The sequence below is a fragment of the Devosia sp. GW821-FHT12F11 genome, from assembly GCF_058806655.1.
Map to the genome: position 1 here is coordinate 155,766 of NZ_JBXAPX010000003.1, position 21,069 is coordinate 176,834.

Annotated in this window: 25 protein-coding genes and 1 pseudogene; 10 read left to right on the top strand and 16 right to left on the bottom strand. The window is 65.2% G+C overall.

Going from position 1 to position 21,069, the window contains the following annotated elements:
* Positions 1-2 precede the first annotated feature (2 nt).
* The 7 genes from AC1ROK_RS10835 to AC1ROK_RS10865 all read right to left on the bottom strand — a co-directional run bounded on the left by AC1ROK_RS10835 (position 3) and on the right by AC1ROK_RS10865 (position 4,454).
* Positions 3-380 carry a VOC family protein gene (locus AC1ROK_RS10835; RefSeq protein ID WP_492846683.1) on the bottom strand — a complete coding sequence of 126 codons (378 nt, stop codon included), beginning with the start codon at positions 378-380 and terminating at the stop codon, positions 3-5.
* Positions 380-784 carry a hypothetical protein gene (locus tag AC1ROK_RS10840; RefSeq protein ID WP_492846685.1) on the bottom strand — a complete coding sequence of 135 codons (405 nt, stop codon included), beginning with the start codon at positions 782-784 and terminating at the stop codon, positions 380-382. The genes AC1ROK_RS10835 and AC1ROK_RS10840 overlap by 1 nt, the downstream gene beginning before the upstream one ends.
* Before the next feature lie 7 nt (positions 785-791).
* Complete coding sequence (locus tag AC1ROK_RS10845; protein WP_492846687.1) at positions 792-1,217, bottom strand: hypothetical protein; 426 nt, start codon at positions 1,215-1,217, stop codon at positions 792-794.
* Positions 1,218-1,334: 117 nt separating this feature from the next.
* On the bottom strand, positions 1,335-1,913 hold the full coding sequence (locus tag AC1ROK_RS10850) for a TetR/AcrR family transcriptional regulator (RefSeq protein ID WP_492846689.1): 579 nt from the start codon (positions 1,911-1,913) through the stop codon (positions 1,335-1,337).
* Positions 1,913-2,911, bottom strand: coding sequence for an aldo/keto reductase (locus AC1ROK_RS10855; protein WP_492846691.1), 999 nt, complete (start codon positions 2,909-2,911; stop codon positions 1,913-1,915). The genes AC1ROK_RS10850 and AC1ROK_RS10855 overlap by 1 nt, the downstream gene beginning before the upstream one ends.
* Before the next feature lie 82 nt (positions 2,912-2,993).
* Entirely contained in the window at positions 2,994-3,881 is an 888-nt protein-coding gene (locus AC1ROK_RS10860) for a PhzF family phenazine biosynthesis protein (RefSeq protein WP_492846693.1), read from the bottom strand.
* A gap of 75 nt (positions 3,882-3,956) precedes the next feature.
* On the bottom strand, positions 3,957-4,454 hold the full coding sequence (locus AC1ROK_RS10865) for a heme-degrading domain-containing protein (RefSeq protein ID WP_492846695.1): 498 nt from the start codon (positions 4,452-4,454) through the stop codon (positions 3,957-3,959).
* A gap of 199 nt (positions 4,455-4,653) precedes the next feature.
* On the opposite strand from AC1ROK_RS10865, the gene AC1ROK_RS10870 reads away from it, so the two are divergent.
* Positions 4,654-5,394, top strand: a complete 741-nt coding sequence (locus tag AC1ROK_RS10870) for a DUF8692 domain-containing protein (protein ID WP_492846697.1) — start codon at positions 4,654-4,656, stop codon at positions 5,392-5,394.
* Here the strand turns inward: AC1ROK_RS10870 and AC1ROK_RS10875 are convergent.
* Positions 5,391-5,864 (bottom strand): GFA family protein, encoded by a 474-nt coding sequence (locus AC1ROK_RS10875; protein WP_492846699.1) that lies wholly within the window; start codon positions 5,862-5,864, stop codon positions 5,391-5,393. The genes AC1ROK_RS10870 and AC1ROK_RS10875 overlap by 4 nt on opposite strands.
* 102 nt (positions 5,865-5,966) lie before the next feature.
* Between AC1ROK_RS10875 and AC1ROK_RS10880 the strand changes: the two genes are divergently transcribed.
* From AC1ROK_RS10880 to AC1ROK_RS10895, 4 genes are all read left to right on the top strand, one after another.
* Positions 5,967-6,113, top strand: coding sequence for a hypothetical protein (locus tag AC1ROK_RS10880; protein ID WP_492846701.1), 147 nt, complete (start codon positions 5,967-5,969; stop codon positions 6,111-6,113).
* 150 nt (positions 6,114-6,263) lie between these two features.
* Positions 6,264-6,434, top strand: coding sequence for a YjiS-like domain-containing protein (locus AC1ROK_RS10885; RefSeq protein WP_082528055.1), 171 nt, complete (start codon positions 6,264-6,266; stop codon positions 6,432-6,434).
* A gap of 207 nt (positions 6,435-6,641) precedes the next feature.
* Positions 6,642-7,124 (top strand): DUF1003 domain-containing protein, encoded by a 483-nt coding sequence (locus AC1ROK_RS10890; protein WP_492846703.1) that lies wholly within the window; start codon positions 6,642-6,644, stop codon positions 7,122-7,124.
* A 62-nt stretch (positions 7,125-7,186) separates the two neighbouring features.
* A complete protein-coding gene (locus AC1ROK_RS10895; RefSeq protein WP_492846705.1) occupies positions 7,187-7,819 on the top strand; it encodes a LysE family translocator in 633 nt (210 codons plus the stop codon).
* 217 nt (positions 7,820-8,036) lie between these two features.
* Here the strand turns inward: AC1ROK_RS10895 and ilvC are convergent, their stop codons facing one another.
* Both ilvC and AC1ROK_RS10905 read right to left on the bottom strand, forming a co-directional pair.
* Positions 8,037-9,056, bottom strand: a complete 1,020-nt coding sequence (gene ilvC / locus AC1ROK_RS10900; protein ID WP_492846707.1) for a ketol-acid reductoisomerase — start codon at positions 9,054-9,056, stop codon at positions 8,037-8,039.
* Positions 9,057-9,100: 44 nt separating this feature from the next.
* A complete protein-coding gene (locus AC1ROK_RS10905; RefSeq protein ID WP_492846709.1) occupies positions 9,101-9,739 on the bottom strand; it encodes a TetR/AcrR family transcriptional regulator C-terminal domain-containing protein in 639 nt (212 codons plus the stop codon).
* Positions 9,740-9,966: 227 nt separating this feature from the next.
* On the opposite strand from AC1ROK_RS10905, the gene AC1ROK_RS10910 reads away from it, so the two are divergent.
* Positions 9,967-10,956 carry an aldo/keto reductase gene (locus AC1ROK_RS10910; protein ID WP_492846711.1) on the top strand — a complete coding sequence of 330 codons (990 nt, stop codon included), beginning with the start codon at positions 9,967-9,969 and terminating at the stop codon, positions 10,954-10,956.
* A 324-nt stretch (positions 10,957-11,280) separates the two neighbouring features.
* Here AC1ROK_RS10910 and AC1ROK_RS10915 read toward each other — a convergent pair whose 3' ends face one another.
* Complete coding sequence (locus tag AC1ROK_RS10915) at positions 11,281-11,877, bottom strand: HdeD family acid-resistance protein (protein ID WP_492846713.1); 597 nt, start codon at positions 11,875-11,877, stop codon at positions 11,281-11,283.
* A gap of 238 nt (positions 11,878-12,115) precedes the next feature.
* On the opposite strand from AC1ROK_RS10915, the pseudogene AC1ROK_RS10920 reads away from it, so the two are divergent.
* The 4 genes and pseudogenes from AC1ROK_RS10920 (at position 12,116) to AC1ROK_RS10935 (ending at position 15,489) form a co-directional block, all read left to right on the top strand.
* Positions 12,116-12,789, top strand: a pseudogene (locus AC1ROK_RS10920) (response regulator transcription factor).
* Positions 12,786-14,138 carry a sensor histidine kinase gene (locus AC1ROK_RS10925; RefSeq protein ID WP_492846715.1) on the top strand — a complete coding sequence of 451 codons (1,353 nt, stop codon included), beginning with the start codon at positions 12,786-12,788 and terminating at the stop codon, positions 14,136-14,138. Before AC1ROK_RS10920 ends, AC1ROK_RS10925 begins: the two are co-directional and overlap by 4 nt.
* Positions 14,139-14,319: 181 nt before the next feature.
* Positions 14,320-14,952, top strand: a complete 633-nt coding sequence (locus AC1ROK_RS10930) for an outer membrane protein (RefSeq protein ID WP_492846717.1) — start codon at positions 14,320-14,322, stop codon at positions 14,950-14,952.
* 102 nt (positions 14,953-15,054) lie between these two features.
* Complete coding sequence (locus AC1ROK_RS10935) at positions 15,055-15,489, top strand: BA14K family protein (protein WP_492846719.1); 435 nt, start codon at positions 15,055-15,057, stop codon at positions 15,487-15,489.
* A gap of 35 nt (positions 15,490-15,524) precedes the next feature.
* On the opposite strand, the gene AC1ROK_RS10940 is transcribed toward AC1ROK_RS10935, so the two are convergent.
* The 5 genes from AC1ROK_RS10940 to AC1ROK_RS10960 all read right to left on the bottom strand — a co-directional run bounded on the left by AC1ROK_RS10940 (position 15,525) and on the right by AC1ROK_RS10960 (position 21,062).
* Positions 15,525-17,555 (bottom strand): GMC family oxidoreductase, encoded by a 2,031-nt coding sequence (locus AC1ROK_RS10940; RefSeq protein ID WP_492846721.1) that lies wholly within the window; start codon positions 17,553-17,555, stop codon positions 15,525-15,527.
* Between the two features lie 40 nt (positions 17,556-17,595).
* Positions 17,596-18,135, bottom strand: a complete 540-nt coding sequence (hpt, locus tag AC1ROK_RS10945) for a hypoxanthine phosphoribosyltransferase (protein WP_055878403.1) — start codon at positions 18,133-18,135, stop codon at positions 17,596-17,598.
* Positions 18,136-18,137: 2 nt separating this feature from the next.
* Entirely contained in the window at positions 18,138-19,013 is an 876-nt protein-coding gene (locus AC1ROK_RS10950) for a carbohydrate ABC transporter permease (protein WP_492846724.1), read from the bottom strand.
* Positions 19,010-19,972: an acetylxylan esterase gene (locus tag AC1ROK_RS10955; protein ID WP_492846726.1), complete on the bottom strand. Its 963-nt coding sequence runs from the start codon at positions 19,970-19,972 to the stop codon at positions 19,010-19,012. Before AC1ROK_RS10955 ends, AC1ROK_RS10950 begins: the two co-directional genes overlap by 4 nt.
* Positions 19,973-20,033: 61 nt before the next feature.
* On the bottom strand, positions 20,034-21,062 hold the full coding sequence (locus AC1ROK_RS10960; RefSeq protein WP_492846728.1) for a LacI family DNA-binding transcriptional regulator: 1,029 nt from the start codon (positions 21,060-21,062) through the stop codon (positions 20,034-20,036).
* Positions 21,063-21,069 lie beyond the last annotated feature (7 nt).

Genomic DNA, 21,069 nt, shown 5'->3' on the forward strand with positions numbered 1-21,069 from the left:
CCCTACCCGCCCGCCGGCCGATCACGGCGAAACTGCACCTCGAGCAGCAGCCCTTCCGGACCATCGACGAAGAACTGCCCGATCTCGGAACTGGGGATGCTGGTAACCCGGTATGGCCACCCGGCCGCCTCAATGCGGGCTCTGGTCGGCTCGAACTCGTAGACCCCGAAGGCCACGTGATTGACCATGCCGCGCGGGAAATCGCGCTCTCTGGGCGTGACGTTCAAGTGAATGGCGGGGTGACCATCGACGTAGATCCAATGGCCGGGAAAGTCGAACGGCGGACGAAAGCCATCCTCAGCGCCAAGCACCTCGGCGAAGAACCGCACCATCCAGGCGCCGTCCGACACGTCGATATTGATGTGATCGAGCCGAGGCATCAGTTGAACGCCAGGACGGCGAACACCACGATCGCCAGCAGCGACGCGACGGCGACGATGCGGCCCAACCGCACCCGCGCTGTGGCCGACGAATCGCCGGCGCGCATCTTGCGTGCCGAGACCGCCGACATGACAACGCCGGCGGCCAGGAGCACGACGAACGCCATCTTGGCCCAGAACCAGTGGCTGACGCCGTCGAGGCTGCCGTAGCGGACCCAGATCATCAATGGCCCGCTGAGCAACAGCACGATGATGCCGTAGTGCCCGAAACGGGTGAGCAACCGATTGGTCTGGGGCGCCACCCCACCCTGCCCCATCATGCCGAGTAGCGGCAGGAAGGCCGCCGCCACCAGCATGAGACCGACGAGGTGCGCGATAAGCAGAAGCGAAAAGGCGACGACCAAGGTAACCTCAGTTGAAGGCGAATACGGCGGAGAACACCACGACAAGGAAGGCGATGCCGGTCAACTGGCCGAACATCTTCGAACGCTTGCCGGCTTCGGCATCGCCCTGGGTGGCTTTCTTGCGGTTCACCTCGTTGAGGCTGATGAACACGATCATCCCGAGGATGCCCAGCATCTTGACCCAGAACCAGGCGTTGGGGACAACCCAGTTCCACTTCAGCCACAGCGTCACGATGCCGGTGACCAGCAGCGTAGCGAAGGCGTATTTGCCGACCTTGGCGAACCCCTCGATGATCGAGAACAAGAGGCCGCGCTGCTCCGGCGTGGCCGTCGGCAGCTTGGCCCCGGCGATCGGCATCAGCACCAGATTGGCGCCGCCGGCGATGAAAGCGACGATGTGAATGAAGAAGATCAGTAGCGTGACAACGTACACGGCTTAGCCCTCCAAATGCCCTCGGCAAGGCTAGCTGAGTTGGCTGCGCCGCACTAGCACCGGCGGGTGACGCGGTGCAATTGTGAATACCGATCGCAGGCAGCAGGTGTGCGAGACCTATGCCCCTATGCCGGCGGTGATGAGCGCATAGACGCGGTCGAAACCGGCGTCGACGTCCGGCGCGCTCCACTCCGCACCATGGGCGGGGTCATGGAAGCGGGCGGTGGCGTCGAACATGGCCTGCGCGGTGGCATGCGGGTCGACCGGCCGGAAATCGCCGCTCGCGATACCGTCCCTGAGAATGGTCTCCAGTTGGCCCACGAGGTTGTCGACGTGCCGGGCCACCACCTCACTCGCTTCGGCGAAGATGGTGCGCGATACCGAGAACAGTTCCGGATCGCCCGTGACCTTCTCGCGCTTCAGCTTGAGCAGCGTGCTGAACCATAGCCGCAGCCGCTTCGCCGGCGCCTCCCCGGAATTCGCGATAGCCGCGAGGGGATCCGACGTGCGCTTCAACCAGCCCTCGACCACTGCGTCGCGCAGCGCAATCTTGCTGTCGAAATGCCGATAGACGCTGCCGTGGCTGACCCCGAGCAGCCGCGCCACGTCGACCACCGTGGTCTTATGCGGACCAAAGCGGCGAAACACCTGTTCCGCCGCCTCGAGAATGCGTTCGCGGGTCAAGACCTCGTTCATCAGGCTCCAGTTCGCTCGCTGTCGAGCATTGCCATCTGCGCCGGCAGGTAGCGCTCACCGCGCGCGGCGTTCGGTGGCACCGCTCCTTCGATGGCCGACAGATCGGCCTCCGTCAACACCACATCGAGCGCACCAAGCGCTTCGGTCAACCGATCCCGGCGGCGTGCACCGATCACCGGGACGATGTCCCCACCCTGCGCCAGCACCCAGGCGATCGCCAGCTGAGCGACGCTGATGCCCTTGCCGGCTGCGATATCGCGCAGCCTTTCGACCAGTTGCAGGTTGTGATCGACATTCTCGGCGCTGAAACGCGGACTGTGACCGCGGAAATCGCCGGCCGCGAGACCATCCTTGCTCCAGTGGCCACTGATCAGGCCGCGCGACAACACGCCATAAGCGGTGATGCCGATACCGAGTTCCCGCGTCACCGGCAGGATCGCCCGCTCGAGATTGCGCGAGATCAGCGAGTACTCGATCTGCAGGTCGACCACCGGGTGCACCGCATTGGCGCGGCGGATCGTCTCCGGCCCGACCTCGGAGAGACCGAGGTGGCGAACATAGCCAGCGTCGATCATGTCCTTGACGGCACCGACCGTCTCTTCGATCGGCACGTTCGGATCGAGCCGCGCCGGCCGGTAGATGTCGATGTGCTCGACGCCAAGGCGCTCGAGCGTGTAGGCGAGCGCGGTCTTCACCGCTGACGGCCGGCCATCGAAGCCGAACCACTGCCCGTCCGGGCCGCGCTGCGCGCCGAACTTGACGCTGAGCACGGCGTTGTCGCGCCGGCCCTTTAACGCCTCGCCGAGCAGCATCTCGTTATGGCCCATGCCGTAGAAATCGCCGGTGTCGAGCAGAGTGACGCCGGCCTCGAGCGCGGCATGCACGGTGGCGATGCTCTCGCTGCGATCGGACGGCCCATAGGCGCCCGACATCCCCATGGCGCCAAGGCCGAGGGCGGAAACGACGGGGCCCGATGTTCCAAGCGTACGATGATCCATGACCAGTCTCCTTGTGGTGAGACTGCTCATGTGGCCAACGACTGACAGAATTGCAAGTCTGTCACCTGATATTTGTAAGGCGCTAATCCCCGAGGTTGAGCGTCCCTTCCCCGACGATCACAGCGTGACCGCCGATGCCGCCATGAGTGAGCTTGTCCTCGTCCTTCCGCAATTGCAGCATGATGAGGCTGGGGCGGCCCATCTCGTGCCCCTGCCGCAGGCGGTACTCGTGCTGGCCATTATCGGCGTAGCGCGCCACCAGGCCGATAAGCGCAGCCGCGGCCGAGCCGGTCGCCGGATCCTCTACGTGGCCCATGCCGGGAGAAAACATGCGCGCCGCGAAGTCGTTGCCGCGTTCTTCCGGCGTCTGGGTGAAGACGTAGATGGAGCCGCGTCCCTCCGGATAGGTCTGATCCCAGCCGCGCCGCTCGAGGCGGACACGCTTCAGCGCCGCCGCATCGCGGACCGGTAGCAAATAGTACGGCACACCGGCCGAGAACAGGGCCGGCTGGTAAGGACCGCAGCCGATATCGCCAGCGTCGAGCCCGAGCGTGGCAGCAATGGCTTCTGCGGATGGCGCCTTGCCAACCTCCTCGGGCAGCCGGGGCAGCGCAAACCGAGCGAGCCCGACGTCCTTTTCGACGCGCTCGATCACGCAGGTGATGACGCCGACCTTCTCCTCGAGCCGCACGGCGGTACTGCGATTCTGCAATCCGAGCACGACAGCGGCGCCCACGGTCGGGTGCCCGGCGAATGGGAGCTCCACGGTCGGAGTGAAGATGCGCACGGCCGCGGCGTGGCGCTCGGACTGTGCCTTCTGGATGAACACCGTCTCGGACAGATTGAACTCGGCAGCGATTGCCTGCATCCGATCGTCGAGCAAACCGTCGGCCTTGAGCACGACGGCCAGGGGATTGCCCTGCAGCCGCTCGGTGGTGAAGACATCAAGCAGCACGTAGTTGAGTTTCATGATCGGGCTCCGCAACCGGGCAGCAGTTGCGGCAGCCCCGTCCACAGTGTCAAGCCGCCTCCGCGACGCCTCGAACTAAATCTTGGCGAGCGCGAAAGCCGCCTTGTCGAGCCCGAGTTCCTCGGCCACGGCGTCCACTCCAACCTGGTGGTCATCGCGCTCGTGCAGTCCGGAAATGGTGACACAGCCGATGGGACCGAAGCCCTTCATGCGGATCGGAAAAGCGCCGCCGGCGAGGACGAAGTCCGCACCGTCGAGCGCTCGATTCGGAGCGAACAACCGATCTTCGCGGTTCTGCTCCAGCGCCACGCGATAGCTCGACTTGAGCAGGCGCTGCACGGTGTTGATCTTGCGGCGCACCCAGTTCGGGTTGTCGGCTGTGGTCCCGGGCATGGCGGCGTAGAACATCTGCCGATCCCAGGTGCGAACGTCAACCACCAGCCCGAGCCTCTCGCGCAAGGCGCGCTCCCGCACCCTTACGCCGATCGAGAACGCTACGTTCTCGTTGAACTCGCTGAACTCGAGCCCCCGCTCCTGCTCGATGATCTTGGCGATGTCGTCTGCCGTAGCCATGCCGTCCGCTCCCTGTGGTTGCGGGCGGTATAGCCAACGGTGTGGCGTGGCGGCAAGCCGCTCTCAGCAGGGACGGGTTGAGGCAGAAGGCAAAACCGCAGGTCATTCATCACGCAGAATACCTGCCACCAAAAAACCTGCCATTTGACCACCACCCGCCGTCATCGTAGTCGTTGACTATCAAAGGATTGGTGCCGTGATGACCACAGCAAGCACAGGGCGAACACCGGACGAACACTCGACCTCACCTACAGATACCGCCATTCCACTCTACGGCGCCGTTCTGTTGATCTGGTGCGCCAGCGTCGCAATCATTACAGGCGGTGTGATCAGGGAGCTCCTTGCCTTCGCCTCGGGCATGCCAAGCCAAGACTTCTCCCTCAAGCTCCTACGCCTCGACGACGAAGCGACTATTCCCACCTGGTACTCATCGATGCAGCTGTTGTTGTGCAGCGTGCTTCTGTTTCTTGAGGCATGGCACGCCATTGCGGCGAGGTCCAAGCAGTGGATGGGGTGGTTGGTGCTGGCCATTGGCTTCATGTTCATGTCCGTCGATGAAATAGCGACGATCCACGAGACCATCGGCAGCAAGCTGAAGGACGCACTTCACACGACCGGATTTTTCGCCTTCGGCTGGGTGTTGGTCGCCCTGCCGGTGCTGGTGTTCGTGGCCGTTCTGCTGGCGAGGTTCATCGTCCGGCTGCCGGGTGCCTCGCGGGCTTTGTTTCTCGCCTCTGGCGCAGTGTATGTTCTTGGGGCCGTCGGGCTGGAGATGCTCGGAGGTCCGGTGTTCGAAGCGGGTGGCGTCAATGCACCGCAATACGTGGCGATAGTCGTGCTCGAGGAAACCCTTGAGATCTTCGGGGTCTCATTGTTCCTCACAGCGCTGCTGCTGCATGCGCATCGCGAGCGGCAGGGCTGGCTCCTGCGGATGCGCTAGGCCGTCGCCGCGCTCCAGGCGTCATAGAGCGGCTGGCGGTCGAGGGGCTGGCCAGGGAAGTTGACCTGCAACTCGTCGATCACTGCCCATGGCAACCGGCTGGCGATCCAGATGTTGCCGATCGGGATGGCCCAGCTGGGATCGTCTAGGGTACCGGGCTTGACCACGGACATCGCGGGCGAAGCCAACGGTTCGTTCCAGAGCTTGGTGCCACAGTTGGCGCAACCGAGCATCCGTACGGTCCGGCCGCTGTCGGCCGGCTTGTCGTACGCGACCAGTTCGCCGCGCAGATGCTCGAGCCGCTCGCGCGCGATCGGCATCGACATGGAGTGCGTGGCGCCGCTCAGGCGCTGGCAGTCGCGGCAGTGGCAGTTGTAGACCGCAAGTGGCGCGCCGGTGATCCGATAGCGCACCGCGCCGCAGACGCAGCCGCCTTCCACCGGGAATACCGGCAACGCGATCTCAGACATTGGTCTCTCCCTGAATCCTTCGTTCAGAACCGGTTCAACCGGCCTTTGTCATTGAGCGCCGCAACGCCGGACGAGCCGGCACCCAGACAAGGAAATCGAACCATGATCCCCGAGCTGCTGCTGCTATCCGACCACCTGCGTTCCCGTACGCCCAACCAGCAGATCGAAGACCGCCTGCTGGCCGATATCGGGCTGACGCGCGCAGACCTCAGGAAGCAGAAGACCTGGTTCGGCCGCAAGTCCCGCTAGGGTTGGTTTGGCGCGCTTTCGAACCGGAAAAGTGTGCAACTTTTCCTGAAAGCGCTCCAGGGCCAAAACGGTTCATCAGGCATTCATCGCCTTGTGGGCATAAGCCCGCTCCGCCGATCCCGGCACCACCCAAACTGACGAGATGACAAAATGGCTTTCAGCCTGACGTCCATGTTCCGTCGTGCAGAGCGTAAGCGGGTCTTCACCGACCTGATGAAGTTCGACGACCATCTGCTGCGTGATATCGGCCTCACTCGCGGCGACCTCGCCGCAATGCGCGCCGGCCGCCATCACAGCACGCCTTCCCGCGGCCATGAGTGACCTCGCACTAGGCGATATACCAAACTGAAGGGCTCCGAGCGACACCGCCGGAGCCCTTCTTGTTTCTGGAGCGCCGTCTTGCGCCACGGCGGCGCTAGCCCCGGCTCACAAGCGTCCGGCCGCAGCAGCCCGATGGTCCGCACGATACTCGGAGCGTCGAGGCGAAACTGCTACACCTGTCGTCGGAACTGGCCGACGAGGCGACAGATGAGCGATCCAAAACCCCACCATCCGACGGCCGAGGCCGCGCGGGCCTTCACCCTCAGGCACGCCAAGCCGATCGTGCTGCCGCGCACCTATGGCGAGTATCTGGCCGACCGCATCGCGGCCATCGTCGGCTCGTGGCGTTTCATCATGGCGCAGTCGGCGATCCTGGTGCTGTGGATCGTCTTGAACGTCGTCGCCTGGATCCAGCACTGGGACCCCTACCCGTTCATCCTGCTCAATCTGGTGCTGAGCTTCCAGGCCGCCTTCACCGCCCCCATCCTGATGATGGCGCAGAACCGACAGTCCGACATCGACCGCCAGAAGGCGCAACTCGATTACGACGTGAACCTGCGGGCCGAACTCGATATCGAGGCGCTGCACGAAAAGATCGACCTGCTCCGACAGGAGGACATCACCCGGCTGGTCGGCCTGCTCGAACTGCTTACCCGGGAGCGCATCGGGAAGGGCGATGGCAAGCCGTAGGCGGCGCTGGCACAAGTTCATAGGCCGTGGCATGGAGGTGCATAGCCAATCGTGGATCCATCGTGCCCTCGTTCACCACCCTTCTCGGCTTCGCCGGCGTCGCGTTCGCCATGGTCATCGCACCCGGCCCGAACATGGCCTATCTGGTCTCGCGCTCGATAGCGCAGGGTCGTGCCGCCGGGCTGATTTCGCTGCTCGGCGTTGCTACGGGCTTCATCATCTACATGCTCGCGGCAGCACTCGGCCTGACTGCCCTGCTGTTCGCGGTGCCGTTCGCCTATGACGCGATCCGCATCGCCGGGGCGCTTTACCTCGGTTGGCTGGCCTGGAATGCGCTGCGGCCCGGCGGGCATTCGCCGTTCGAGCTGCGCGCACTGGCGCCGGATTCGCCGAAGCGGCTCTATGCGATGGGACTGTTCACCAGCCTCTTGAACCCCAAGGTTGCGGCGCTCTATCTGTCGCTGCTGCCGCAGTTCATCGACAAATCGGCCGGCAATGTGCTCGGCCAGACCTTGGTGCTTGGTGCAACACAGATTGCGGTGAGCATGACGGTCAATGCGACCTTCATCATCACTGCGGGGACGGTGGCGTTGTTCCTCACCGGCCGGCCGTTCTGGGCCCGCCTGCAGCGCTGGCTGATGGGCACGGTGCTCGGCTTGCTCGCCATTCGCATGGCCACGGACACCAGCCGGTAGATCCAACAGGGCCGCACGTCGTCGCTAGCTCTTCTGCCCGCCCCACCGGCCGTCATCCCAGCGAAAGCAGGGGCCCCCAGCGCAAGTGGATGAATGGCTCCCTGCTTTCGCAGGGATGACATCGTGGCTGGGCTGTTCCTCGGTCAAACACCCAGAAACGACAAAGGGGCCCGGAGGCCCCTCTGCGCATACATCCTGCGAAGGATACTTGGATTGCTTAGTTCTTGGCCTTGTCGACCAGGGCGCCGGCCTTGATCCACGGCATCATGCCGCGGAGCTTCTCGCCGACTTCCTCGATCTGATGCTCGTCGGCGAGGCGACGGGTCGCCTTGAAGCGCGAAGCGCCGCCCTTGTATTCCTGCATCCACTCGGAGGTGAACTTGCCGGACTGGATGTCCTTGAGGACGCGCTTCATCTCGGCCTTGGTCTCCGAGGTGATGATGCGCGGACCCGAGACGTACTCGCCCCACTCGGCGGTGTTCGAGATCGAGTAGTTCATGTTGGCGATGCCACCCTGGTAGATCAGGTCGACGATCAGCTTCACTTCGTGCAGGCACTCAAAATAGGCCATTTCCGGAGCGTAGCCGGCTTCCACCAGCGTCTCGAAACCGGCGCGGATCAGTTCGACCAGGCCGCCGCAGAGCACGACCTGCTCACCGAACAGATCGGTCTCACATTCCTCGCGGAAGTTGGTCTCGATGATGCCCGAACGGCCGCCGCCGACGCCCGAGGCGTAGGCCAGCGCGATGTCCTGGGCATTGCCCGAGGCGTCCTGATGGACGGCGATCAGGCACGGCACGCCGCCGCCCTTCTGGTATTCGCCGCGCACGGTGTGGCCCGGGCCCTTCGGCGCGATCATGATCACGTCGACGGTCTTCTTGGGCTCGATCAGGTTGAAGTGCACGTTGAGGCCGTGCGCGAAGGCAATCGCGGCGCCGTCACGAATGTTGGGCTCGATGTCCTTCTTGTAGATGTCGGCCTGCAGTTCATCAGGGGTCAACATCATGATGACGTCGGCCCACTTGGCGGCATCGGCGACGGACATGACCTTGAGGCCCTCGCCCTCGGCCTTCTTGGCCGAAGGGGAGTTCGGACGCAGCGCCACGACGATGTCCTTCACGCCGGAATCGCGCAGGTTCAGCGTGTGCGCATGGCCCTGCGAGCCATAGCCGACGATCGCGACCTTCTTGGATTTGATGATGTTGAGATCGGCATCCCGATCGTAATAGACGCGCATGGAAGTCTCCCTTTTGTGCGTTGGGCGGTTGCGCCCGATTGAGGTCACGCGGTCTGGTGAACCGCGTAGATGGCAAGAAACTGTTCCGTCGCCCGGGCCGCGTCGCGTGCGATCTCGGCTTCGGTAGGGGTGAAGGTTTCGCCCAGCAGCAGGCGGATCTGCGCGTCGCGCACCACCAGACCGAAGAAGCTGCGATAAGCCTCCTCGGAGCTATCGAAGCGCAACAGCCGCGCTTCCCTGCCCGCTTCCAGCACCGGCTTCAGGCGCTTGCGGATGGCGAGCGGACCGTTCTCGAGGACGATGGCGCCGAGCCCGTGCTTCTCGGCGCCGGCATGGCCGATGGCGAGGCGGTTGAGGGTCACCGACACGTCGCCGACGATGGTGCCCAGGAGGTCGCGGGCGAACTGTTCGATGCTCTGGCGCAGCGAGGCGGAGTCAAGCCGCCAGCGATCGACCTGCGGCGCCTTCACCTTGGCCGCCTGCCACTGCACCGTAGCGGTGAGCAGCCCATCACGGTCGCCGAACCACTTGTAGAGCGTCTCCTTGGAGCACGAGGCGCGGCGCGCCACCGAGGTCATGGTCAGCCGGTCACCCTGCTCGACGAGCAGATCCAGCGCCGCCGTCAGCACTTGCTGCTGGCGCGGCGTGAACACCTCTTCGTTGTTGGCAACGGCAACCACCACGACACCCAAGTCCCTGCGGGCCCCGATCCGCACTCAGCGAACCCGACGCCCGATATCAATGGCGCGGACCGTACCGTACGTTACGGTTCGGCGCAAGCGGGATCTAGGGGGACAATGTATTGTCGGCCACGCATGCGGTCGCGATCGGGACATTGGTCGCAAGGCTGGGTTGTCCGATCCGGGAGGAGATGCTGGTATGGCAGTTACCAAGCAGATGGAGGAAGAAGATGAAGACGTCGCTGCCCACCCGCGCCTTCGGCAAGACCGGCATGGAAATCACCCGCCTCGGCGTTGGCGCCTGGGCCATGGGCGGCAATATGTGGGGACCGCAGGACGACGCCGATTCCGACGCCGCCATCCGCCACGCCATCGACCTGGGCATCAACTGGATTGATACCGCGGCGGCCTATGGCGTCGGGCACTCCGAAGAAGTGATCGGCAAGACGCTCAAGGCGTTGCCGAGCGACCGGCGGCCGTTCGTCTTCACCAAGGGTGGGGTGATCCGCGACGTCAACGGGCAGAACCCGCGTCGCCTTGCCAACCGGGAGAGCCTGCGCAACGAGCTCGAGAACTCCCTCCGCCGCCTGCAGGTCGAGGCGATCGACCTCTACCAGGTGCACTGGCCGGCCGACGACGTGCCGCTCGAGGACTATTGGGCGACGATGCTTGAGCTGAAGGCCGAGGGCAAGGTCCGGCATATCGGGTTGTCCAACCACAATGCCGAGCAGCTGGCGCGCGCCGAGGCGATGGGCCACGTGGAAACGCTGCAGCCGCCGTTCTCGATGATCAAGCGTGAGACAGCGGAGGAAATCCTGCCCTGGTGCGCGGCCCATGGCACGGGCGTCATCTGCTACAGCCCGATGCAGGCGGGTCTGCTCACCGGCAGCTTCACCCGGGAGCGCGCCGCGACACTTGCCGACAATGACTGGCGGAAAACCAACCCCGAGTTCAGCGGCGAGCGGCTCGATCGCAACCTTGCCCTCGCGACGGCATTGAAGCCGGTTGCCGACAAGCACGGCACCTCGATCTCGACGATCGCCCTCACCTGGGTGCTGGCCTGGCCGGGGCTCAGCGCTGCTATTGTCGGCGCCCGCTCACCGGCGCAGGTCGACGGCTGGATTGACGCGGCGACGATCGAGCTCGACGGCGAAGACCTCGACGCGATCGCTACGCTCATCGTCAAGACCGGCGCCGGCCAGGGACCTGTCCAGCCGTAGCGGCACGATCGCGTGGATCTGGCAGGACAGCATCGCCGGGCCACCCGCGGCAGCCGCACGGCAACTGTCCCGGCTTTGTCAGCGAAATTGCAGGAACGATCCGCTATCAGGCCGCCGCCCTGATCTTGCGTCCACACACTGACGGGGTTGGCGGGCGTTTCGACGACAGCTCGGAACGCCCGTCATCTGCGCCCTGCCCCTCCGACCGTCGCACAAGAAAATGCCCCGGTCGCGCAACGATCCGGGGCATTGATCAATGGCTTCGCGTTCTTGAGGGCGCTTTCACCGTGCCCTTCCAACGTGGCTTACGCGGCGTGGTTCCAGTCAGGCCGGGCGTTTGAACTTGCGCACCCGGAAGGCCAGCATGATCAGCAGCACGCCGGCAAAGATCGAGTAGCCGGCGATCGTCCAGATCAGCGACAGCGCCCCTGCCCCCGGCTGGAACAGCAGCAGCAGGCCGAACAGGATGCTGAGCGCGCCGAACAGGCCGAGCACCCACTCGCCTTCGATCTCCTTGCGGGCCTGGATAGCGCCCCAGATGGTCAGCACGCCAATGATGATCGCCCACACTCCGATAAAGATGAGAAGGATGAATGCGGTCATGCCAGGCCAGAAGAAGGCAGCAAGACCGGCGAGAATGCTGACGACGCCGCTGATCGCCATCCACCAGCGCGGCCCCATGGCCGGGGAGTTGGCGCGGCCCGAGATCGCGGCCCACAGAGCGAAGACGCCGTCGATGAGCGTGTAGGCGCCCCATAGCAGCGTCAGCGAGATAAGCGTGATGGCGGGCCAGAAGATGGCCAGCACGCCGAAGGCGATGGCGGCAATGCCGCGCAACAGCAGCAGCCACCAGTTGTCGCCAAGCATGGCGCGCAGTCCGGCGGGAAGATCGGAAGGCGTAGAAGTCTGTGTCTCGGCCATCATGCTTCTCCACTTTTTCGCGGGAAAGCTCCGGAACCTCCGAGCGCTCCCGCAACGACAGTAACAGAGTCTGCGAGCGTCGAAACGGCCAAACGCAGCCCGAAAATGGCTCGAATAACTAGTAGGTTAGTCACCCCCCCCCGGGGGACAACTCGGCTGCCCCCGCCCCGGCCAGCTCCGGCGCAATCCTGGCGCAATGCACGCTGCATATGGCAGATCGTGGCGCGGGGATTCCTGGATGCGACTGCTACTTGTCGAAGACGAGCCGGAGATGGCCGCGGCGCTGAGCGCCGTATTGCTGCGCTATGACATGGTCGTCGACCATGCGCGCACCAAGGTCATCGCCGAGGAAGCGATCCTCAGCCATGCACACGACGCGGTGCTGCTGGATCGGAAGCTCCCGGACGGCGATGGCATCGATCTGGTGCCGCTGCTGCGCAAGCGCCACGCTGGCGTGCCGGTGATCATCATCTCGGCCCGCGGCTCGATCGCCGACAAGATCGAAGGGCTCGATACGGGCGCCGACGACTATCTACCGAAACCGTTTGCGGTGGAGGAACTGCTGGCGCGGCTGCGCGCCGTGTTGCGGCGACCGGTCCAGGTTGCGCCGGCGTCGGTGCAATTGGGCGCGCTGTCATTCGATCTCGATAGTCGCGAGGCGCGGATCGGCGAGACCTCCATCGAGCTGCCGCGGCGCGAACTGCTGGTGCTCGAATGCCTGCTGCGACGCGCCGGGCGCACGGTGCTGCGCGCCTCACTCGAAGACGCGGTCTATGGCTACGGTGACGAGATCCAGTCGAACTCGCTCGATGCCCATATCTCGCGGCTCAGGCGCAAGCTCGCGGACGCCAAGGCGGGGTCGAGATCCACGGCATCCGCGGTGTCGGCTACCTGATCAAGGCGGTAGCATGAAGTTCTGGCGTCCCCACTCGCTGCGCCGACGCCTGGCCTGGCGTCTGGTGCTGCTGCAGACCGTCACGCTGTCGCTGGCTTCCGCCATCCTCACCATCCTCATCATGCAGCTCAATCCGGGTGAGCGGATCGTCGACAGCTCGCTTGCCGAGGCGGTCGCCGCCGCCATGCAGCGCGGACCCAATGGCGAACTGGTGATCGGCCCCAATGCGGAGCTCGAGCGCTATCGCGCCGAGTCCCCCACGGTCTGGATGATTGTCACGGATGACCAGGGGCACTCATTCGAGGATGGTCCGGTGCCGGCCGCATATAGCGAGATGGCATCGAGCCTGAACCGGCTGTGGTTCGTCGATATTCGCGACTCCGGCGCAGAGAACGACCTCGCCGCCTCATTCCACGGCGACGATACACCGATTGGCAAACTCTACGTGCTGGCGGGCGGCGGCGGCTTTGTCAGCACGATCTTCGCTGCGATCCTGGTCGGCAACATCTTCATCCTGCCGTTGCTGCTGATGCTGATCATCGCGACGGTGATCGCCATCCCGTTGATCGTCCGCAAGGTGATGCGCGGGCTGGACGCCGCCGAGGAGCAGGCTCGCAGCATCAACTTCGACAAGCACGGCACACGCCTGCCGCTCGACAAGGTGCCCTACGAGGTCCGCGGCCTGGTGACGGCAATGAACGAAGCCTTGACTCGCCTCGACGAAGGCTATGAACGGCATCGCCGCTTCCTCGCCGACGCGGCGCATGAGTTGAAGACGCCGATCGCCATTCTGCAGACCCGGGTGGAGAATCTCGACACCGGCCCGGAGCGAACCCGGTTGCTCACCGACACGGCGAGACTGGCGGCCATGGCCGAGCAGTTGCTCGACCTGCAGCGGCTGGCGCAATCGCAGATCGACTTCCAGCCGATCGACCTGGTGCCGCTGGCCGAGCGCGTGGTCGCCGATCATGCACCGCTAGCCATCTCCGCCGGTTACGACATCTCGCTCAGGGCACCCGCCCCGTCTGCCTGGGTGCTGGGCGATCGCGGCGCCATCGAGCGGTTGCTGGCGAACCTGACGCAGAATGCGGTGGTGCACGGCGGCAACAACGGAACCATCGAGATCGAGATCGCCGGCAACGGCACTTTCGAGGTGCATGACAGCGGACCGGGCATTGCGCCGGAACATCGCGAGAAGATCTTCGAGCCCTTCTACCGCATCCGCCCGCTCGACCGCGGCGCTGGGCTCGGGCTGAACCTGGTGCGCGAAGTGGTGCGCCAGCATAGCGGCAACATCTCGGTGCTGCCGAGCCATCTCGGCGGCGTGTGTTTCCGCGTCGAACTGCCCGTCGCAGCCGCGCCGTAGCGATTTCGCCGCCGCGCAATGCTCGCGCAATCCCAACGTTGAAAATGGCGAACGCGGTCAGTGAATGACCGCGAGGTCACCGAATGACCTCTGCAGTCCGGTTGCAAGGTGCATGCCGGCGCATCCTCACTGCCCGGCAGCCACCTCCCTGGTTGCGGGGCCCGTTGTTCGCGGAGTTCCCATGTTCTCGAAGCTTTCTATCCCTGGCCTCGTTGCCATCCTGCTGCTTGGCGTCCTGCCGGCGACTGCGGCCGACGCGCAGGACGGCCGCTGGAGCGAGCCCTTCGCACCGGCGCCGGCCTCGGAATGGACCGGCTTTTACGCCGGTATCCATGGCGGTCTCGCGCCCAAGGCATCCGCCATCAACATCTTCAAGGACTCGAGCCTGTTGGGCGGCGTGCAGGCCGGCTACACCATGCAGCTTGGCCCGGCGGTGATCGGCGCCGAACTCGAGGGCAGCTATGCCCGCGGCATCGTCCACGGCGTCGGCAGCGGCGAGCTCGAGCAGAACTGGAGCGGCGCCGCCAAGGTCCGCGGAGGTCTCGCCCTGGGCGGCACGCTGGTCTACGGCACTGCCGGCTATTCGGTGGCGCGGCTCGATGCCGGCAACAACGTCATCTCCGACGACAAGTGGGTCGGCGGCCTGCTGTGGGGCGCCGGACTCGAGCAGAGCTTTGGCAACGGCCTGTCAGCGCGGGTCGAGTACACCCAGACGCGCTTCAACGACGTCGACTCGACCCTTAACGGCAACATCCACCGCACCGACGACCTGACCAGTCATGCGGTCAAGGCGGGCCTCAACTTCCGCTTCTGATCGACGACATGGGATCGACGGATCTGTCACCCATTCCGTCGGTCCCCAGGGCGGCTCGCGGCCACCCCAGCTGCCCACTCCCTATCCCCGAGGAATCTTGAAATGGCCATCGCCAGAACCCTGACTGCCGTCATGATGGCGGCCTCAATTGCCCTACCCGCGATTTCGCCCGCCCTGGCGCAGTCGCCGGCCGACAGCCGTATCCATCTCGCCCAGGCCGAAGACCAGCGCTGGGCCAGTTGCAGCGCCATCGACAACCGGCGCGAGCGTGAGCGGTGCGAGCGCGACCATTGGGGCGGCCGCCCGGACAAGAAGAAGAACGACGACGATATCGGCGCGGCGATCGGCGCGGGCATTATCGGCCTCACCCTCGGCGCCATCATCGCCGGCTCGGCCGAGCAGGAACGCAGCAGGCGCGATCGCTACGATATCGAATACGAACGCTGGCTCGATTACTGCAGTCGCAAGTACCGCAGCTTCGACCCGGAAACCGGTACTTATCGGGCCAGCAACGGACGTCGCTACGTTTGCCGGTGAGCGACGTCCAGCCGGTCCGGAGCGATCCGGACCGGCTACATTGAACTGGCCAGATGTTCGGCATTGCGGAAGGCCAGCGCCATGATAGTCAGCACCGGGTTGAAGCCGCCATTGGTCGGGTGCAGGCCGCCGTCCGAGACGAACAGGTTGTCGTGTCCCCAGACGCGACCGAAGGCGTCGGTCACCGAGTTGGATGGATCGGTGCCCATACGGCAGGTGCCGGCCTGATGCTGGCCACCCGATAGTCCGGGATTGGGTGCGATGCCCCAGGTAGCAAGCGCCCCAGAAGCGCGAAGCCAGCCGAGCGCCTTGCCGTGCATGTAATGGGCCGTCCGGATGGTTTCGGCGTGCACCGCGCCTGACAGCATCGCGACCGGCAGCCCCCATTTGTCCCGTACCCCGGGAGCGACTCGCACCCGTGCCTCGGCATTGGGGATCTCGTGCACCGGCCCCGCGACGCGCAACACGCGGTGAAACTGATCGCGCATGAAATCCTTGGCGCCCTGCCCCCAGCGCCGCTGCCCTGGCGGCAGTACGTTCTTCCAGAAGATGATCGGCGGCTGGACGAAATCGTCGGCCAGCATGCCGCCGCCAACGATGCCGGGGTTGCCGTGATTGTAGGCGGTGGTGGCGATGCTCACGCCCGGCCCGCGCGAGGCATGCACCGTCTCGTCGAACTGACCGTAGGCGACGGCATAGACGTGCCCCTGCAGGTTCCGGCCGACGAGGTCGTGCTTGTTGCCCAGACCATCCGGTTCGCGCGCCGAGGGCGAGTTGAGCAGCAGGCGCGCGGTCTCGATCGCGCCGCCGGCCAGCACTACTACCTTGCCTCGCACGGAATGCTCCGCGCCGGTGCTGTCAGCGAAGCGAACACCGGTGACGACCCCGGCGCTGTCGGTGTCCACGCGCAGTACCATGGCGCCGGTGACCAGATGGCAGCGGCCAGTGGCGAGGGCTCTCCTGATCATGGTGTTCTGGGTGCCGTTCTTGGCGTCGCTCGGACACGGGAAGCCGACGCAGCTGCCGCAGCCGATGCAGCCGTCGCGGCCGTGGCGCGGCTGGCTGTTGATGGCAAGCGGCGGGCGGGTCGTGGTGATGCCGAGGGCGGCGGCGCCGCGCCTCAGCACCGAGCGGGCCGGACTGTCCGGTAGCGGCGGCATCGGATAGTCGCGAGTGCGCAGGCCTTCGTGACTATGGGCGGCGCCCTCGCCGGAGACGCCGATCTCCCACTCGGCGCGTTCGTACCAGGGTGCGAGATCATCGTAACCGATCGGCCAATCGATGAGGGATGAGCCCTCCGGAACACCGTAGAGGCTCGCCATGCGGAAGTCGGCCCGATGGAAGCGCCAGGCCTGGGCGCCATAGACCAGCGTGCCGCTGCCCACGGCGGCGGCAAGGTTCTGATAGCCGTTCTCGTGCGGGCGGAGCACCCGCTCGACACCATCCGGCCCCGCCAGCACCCGCGGGTTGCCGTCGAGTTCTGGACCGGTGTTGTGGCCGTAAAGCGCCAGACGGTGATTGCGCAGGTGATCGCGATGGCCGCTATCGGCATAGACGCGTTCAAGCCCGCGCTCGAGCAGCAGCACGTACTTGCCGGCCTCGGCGAGCACACCGGCGGCCACGCCACCACCGGCGCCAGCTCCCACGATGATCACGTCATAGTCGAGCGTGCCGGAGAACGGCGATGGCGCCTGCCCGTCGCGCCGGGCGGGACCTGTCGGTCCCTCCGGCAGCCCGTGCTCGTAGCCAACCATCCGCCACGACAGGGCGTCCGGGTTGCCGCCGTTGCCGGGATCGGCATAGACACCCTCGGCTACCAGTTCGCAGAGTTCGCGGAACCAGCCGGCATCATCGAGGCCGGCGAGCGTCGCATCCCGCTCGGCCTCGGGGAGAGCGGCGAAATCGGCAGGCAGCCGCGCGAGGCCGGCAGCGATGGCAGCGCCCAGCTTCGGCTGGGCGGGAAGGATGCCATCGAGGTAATCGAGCGCGCCGAAGGCAACGGCGCCGCCGTCCCGGTCGGCCGGCATGATGCGGTCGACTACCGCCGTGAGCAGCGTACGATCCATGTCCCCTCCTCCGCCGCCCTCGGCCTCCCCCGGCCTTCCCTCAGTCGGTGAACCGTACGGCACCGATGTGATCGAGGTTGCGGTTGCGCTGCGCGTAGTCGATCCCGTAACCGACGACGAACTTGTCGGGTATCTCGAAGCCGATCCAGCGCGCCTTGACACTGGTTTCGCGCCGCGACGGCTTGTCGAGCAACGCGCAAACTTCGATGCGCTTGGGGTGGCGGGTCGCGAGGATTTCCAGCACGTGCTTGAGCGTGTAGCCGGTGTCGACGATGTCCTCGACCACCAGCACGTCGCGGCCTTCGATCTCGCCGCGCAGATCCTTGAGGATGCGCACCTCGCGGCTCGACTCCGTGGAGTTGCCGTAGCTCGAGACCTCGAGGAAATCGACTTCCACCGGCAGGTCGAGCTCACGCACCAGGTCGGCAATGAAGATGAACGAGCCGCGCAGCAACCCCACTACCACCAGCTTGTCGGTGCCGGCATAGTGGTTCGAGATCTCCTTGGCGAGCGCCTCTACCCGAGCCGCGATCGCCTTGGCCGAGATCATCTCGTCGATCACGTAGTTCCTGGTCGTCATGCCTACTTCAGTGCCCCTTGGGTGAGTCCGCGGACAAAATACTTGCCGCCGATCAGATACACCAGCAGCGGCGGCACGATCGCCATCATCACCGTCGCGGCCGAGCCGCCGGCGCGCACTCCCATGATCGCCACGGTGATCGGCTGTTGCGTTCCCGAAGTGAACACCATGCCGTAGAGGTATTCGTTCCAGATCTGGGTGAACTGCCAGATCACCGTCACCGCAATGATCGGTCCCGAGAGCGGCAGCATGACGCGCACGAAGATGCGCCAGAACCCGGCGCCGTCGACCTGCGCTGCCTTGACGATCTCGTTGGGAACGCTGGCGTAGAAGTTGCGGAAGAACAGGGTGGCGAACGAAATGCCCATCACCGTGTGGATGAGCAGCAGGCCCAGCACATTGTTCTGCAGGCCGAGTTGCCCGATGATCCAGGCCCAGGGCAAAAGCGCGATCTGGCTGGGCAGGAAGATGCCGAGAAAGATCATCACGAAAATGAACTCGGAGCCGGGGAACTTCCATTTGCTCAGCACGTAGCCGTTCAGCGCCCCGATGATGGCGGTGGCGATGGTCGCCGGCACGGTGATGATCAGCGAGTTGAGGAAGTTCGGCCCGAGCCCCCGGCACATGCCGCTGACACAGGCGTCGTTCCAGGCGCGCAGGTAGTTGTCGAACGAGAAGCTCTCCGGAATCGCGATGATGCCGTTGCGGAACACTTCCTCGCCGTCGCGGAACGAATTGGACAGCACCAGCAGCGCCGGCAGTGCATAGGTCAGCCCGAACAGCGCCAGCGCTGCGTAGATCAGCACGCGCGACAGCGCCCACCGGCGACGGGCGATGGCTCCGTCCCGGTCGGCGTAGTCGAGCGTCAGGGCGGTCACGGCAGGGTCTCGTCGAGCCAGGCGACCTGCCGCCGCTCCTGCCAGGTACCGCCGCCTTCGTGGTTGTTGAAGGTGTAGCTCTCGATGGTCTTCGGACCGGCCCAGGCGTTGTAGGCGCCATAGACGGTCGAGGGCGGGCAGACATCGTCCATCAACGCCACCGAGAACAGCGCCGCCGCCTTGGAGCGCGCCGAGAAGTGCACGCCGTCGAAATAGTTGATGGTGCTGTAGGCGGCGGCCGCCTTCTCGCGATGCGTGGCGAGAAAGCGGACGATTTCGCCGTAGGGGTCTCGGGTGGTGAGGCCGACGGCGCGCGGGAAATCACACAGGAACGGCACGTCCGGCATCGCTGCCTTCACCCTGGATTCGAGCCCGGCGACGGCGATCGAAATGCCGCCGCCCTGGCTGCCGCCGACGACCGCGAGCTTGGACGGATCGGTCTCGGCGCGGCCGAGCACGGTTTCGACGGCACGCACGCCGTCGGTGTAGACGCGGCGATAATAGTAGTCGCGGGGGTCGTTGATGCCGCGGGTCATGAAGCCCGGGTGCGCGGGGAACGAGCCGGCCGGATCCGGGGTATCGCCGCGCGACCACGAACTGCCCTGCCCGCGTGTATCCATCACCAGCACAGCGCGGCCGGTGGCCGGCCACAACAGGTGCTCCTGGGGCAGACCGCGACCACCGCCATAGCCGATGAATTTCACCACAGTGCCGCGCGGCGCGACGCCCGCCGGCTTGATGTACCAGCCGCGCACTCTGTCACCGCCAAAGCCCGAGAAGGTGACGTCGGCGACGTCGAACAGTTTCAGCCCGGTATCGACCGGCTCGAACACTGCCTCAAGCGGTTTGACCCGCGATTGCTCAAGCGTCTCGGCCCAGAAGCTGTCGAAATCGGCGGGAGCGACGGCGCTCGAACGGTAGCTATCGAGCTGTGACTGCGGCAGGTCGAAAAAGGGCATGATCTCTATCTGGTTTTGTTGGCGGGCAATGTTTGACTGGAATGGTAGCTAAAGAAAAGCACTACGAAGGGCGGGGCCGCGAACTGCCGCGCACCACCAGCCGCGGCGTGACGACGAAATGATCGCCCTGCTGGCGGCCGTCGATCCGCTCGATCAACAGGCGCGCCGCCTGCAGCCCCAGCACCTGGCCGGACTGATCGACGCTGGTCAGGCTGTTCTGCGCCAGGTCGCAATAGATGGTGTTGTCGTAGCCGACGATGGCCAGGTCACCGGGTACCGACAGCCCGAGGTCCTTGGCGACGCTCAGCGCATGCAGCGCCACCATGTCGGTCCAGCAGAACAGCGCCTCCGGCCGATGCCGGGATTCGAGCAGATGCCGAACCACCGTCTGCACCTCACGCGCCGTCTGATCGGCCGGCACGATATTGATGTGCTGCGCCAGTCCGCGTTCCTTCATCGCTTCGCGATAGCCGCGCTCGCGCTGCACCGTGACCACGACGTTCTTGGTGGGAACGGCCAGCGTCACCATGGTGATCCGGCGATAGCCGTTGGCCGCGAGGTGGCGCACGACCTGGGCGGCGCCGGCAACGTCGTCGTTATTCGCCGTATCGAGCGTCGCCAGTTCCGGCACGTGGTAACCGACCACTGCCGTCGGGATGCGCGTCGACACTGCTTCCGCCGTTCCGGGCGGCATGCGGGGACCGATCATGATCAGGCCGTCCATCTGCCGATCGATCATCGAGTCGATCAGCGACATCTCGATGGTCTCCGCCGACCGGCTCACGCCGATCATCGTCTGGTACTGGGTGCGATCCAGCGCCTCGTTGACCCCGGCGAGGATGTCGGCGAAGAACGGGTTGCGCATGTCCGGCAATAGGATGCCGAGCGTATAGGTGCGCCCGCGCATGGCGCGCGCGCCGGCATGCGGCCGGTAGTTCAGCTTCTCCATCGAAGCCTGCACCCGGGCGCGCAGGGCATCGCTCACGCCATAGGCGTCGCGCAGCACTTTCGAGACTGCCGCCACCGATACCCCGGCATCGGCGGCAACCGTCTTGATGGTGACCCGGCCGGTTTTCGTTGTTGGCGCCACTGTTTCC

Coding starts and splice junctions, on each gene's coding strand:
- AC1ROK_RS10915 (WP_492846713.1), bottom strand. CDS start 11,877: ATGGCCGAGACACAGACTTCTACGCCTTCCGATCTTCCCGCCGGACTG.
- ilvC (WP_492846707.1), bottom strand. CDS start 9,056: ATGCGCGTCTATTACGATCGGGATGCCGATCTCAACATCATCAAATCC.
- AC1ROK_RS10855 (WP_492846691.1), bottom strand. CDS start 2,911: ATGGATCATCGTACGCTTGGAACATCGGGCCCCGTCGTTTCCGCCCTC.
- AC1ROK_RS10910 (WP_492846711.1), top strand. CDS start 9,967: ATGAAGACGTCGCTGCCCACCCGCGCCTTCGGCAAGACCGGCATGGAA.
- AC1ROK_RS10885 (WP_082528055.1), top strand. CDS start 6,264: ATGGCTTTCAGCCTGACGTCCATGTTCCGTCGTGCAGAGCGTAAGCGG.
- AC1ROK_RS10850 (WP_492846689.1), bottom strand. CDS start 1,913: ATGAACGAGGTCTTGACCCGCGAACGCATTCTCGAGGCGGCGGAACAG.
- AC1ROK_RS10875 (WP_492846699.1), bottom strand. CDS start 5,864: ATGTCTGAGATCGCGTTGCCGGTATTCCCGGTGGAAGGCGGCTGCGTC.
- AC1ROK_RS10835 (WP_492846683.1), bottom strand. CDS start 380: ATGCCTCGGCTCGATCACATCAATATCGACGTGTCGGACGGCGCCTGG.
- AC1ROK_RS10890 (WP_492846703.1), top strand. CDS start 6,642: ATGAGCGATCCAAAACCCCACCATCCGACGGCCGAGGCCGCGCGGGCC.
- AC1ROK_RS10865 (WP_492846695.1), bottom strand. CDS start 4,454: ATGGCTACGGCAGACGACATCGCCAAGATCATCGAGCAGGAGCGGGGG.
- AC1ROK_RS10870 (WP_492846697.1), top strand. CDS start 4,654: ATGACCACAGCAAGCACAGGGCGAACACCGGACGAACACTCGACCTCA.
- AC1ROK_RS10940 (WP_492846721.1), bottom strand. CDS start 17,555: ATGGATCGTACGCTGCTCACGGCGGTAGTCGACCGCATCATGCCGGCC.
- AC1ROK_RS10880 (WP_492846701.1), top strand. CDS start 5,967: ATGATCCCCGAGCTGCTGCTGCTATCCGACCACCTGCGTTCCCGTACG.
- AC1ROK_RS10860 (WP_492846693.1), bottom strand. CDS start 3,881: ATGAAACTCAACTACGTGCTGCTTGATGTCTTCACCACCGAGCGGCTG.
- AC1ROK_RS10930 (WP_492846717.1), top strand. CDS start 14,320: ATGTTCTCGAAGCTTTCTATCCCTGGCCTCGTTGCCATCCTGCTGCTT.
- AC1ROK_RS10935 (WP_492846719.1), top strand. CDS start 15,055: ATGGCCATCGCCAGAACCCTGACTGCCGTCATGATGGCGGCCTCAATT.
- hpt (WP_055878403.1), bottom strand. CDS start 18,135: ATGACGACCAGGAACTACGTGATCGACGAGATGATCTCGGCCAAGGCG.
- AC1ROK_RS10925 (WP_492846715.1), top strand. CDS start 12,786: ATGAAGTTCTGGCGTCCCCACTCGCTGCGCCGACGCCTGGCCTGGCGT.
- AC1ROK_RS10955 (WP_492846726.1), bottom strand. CDS start 19,972: ATGCCCTTTTTCGACCTGCCGCAGTCACAGCTCGATAGCTACCGTTCG.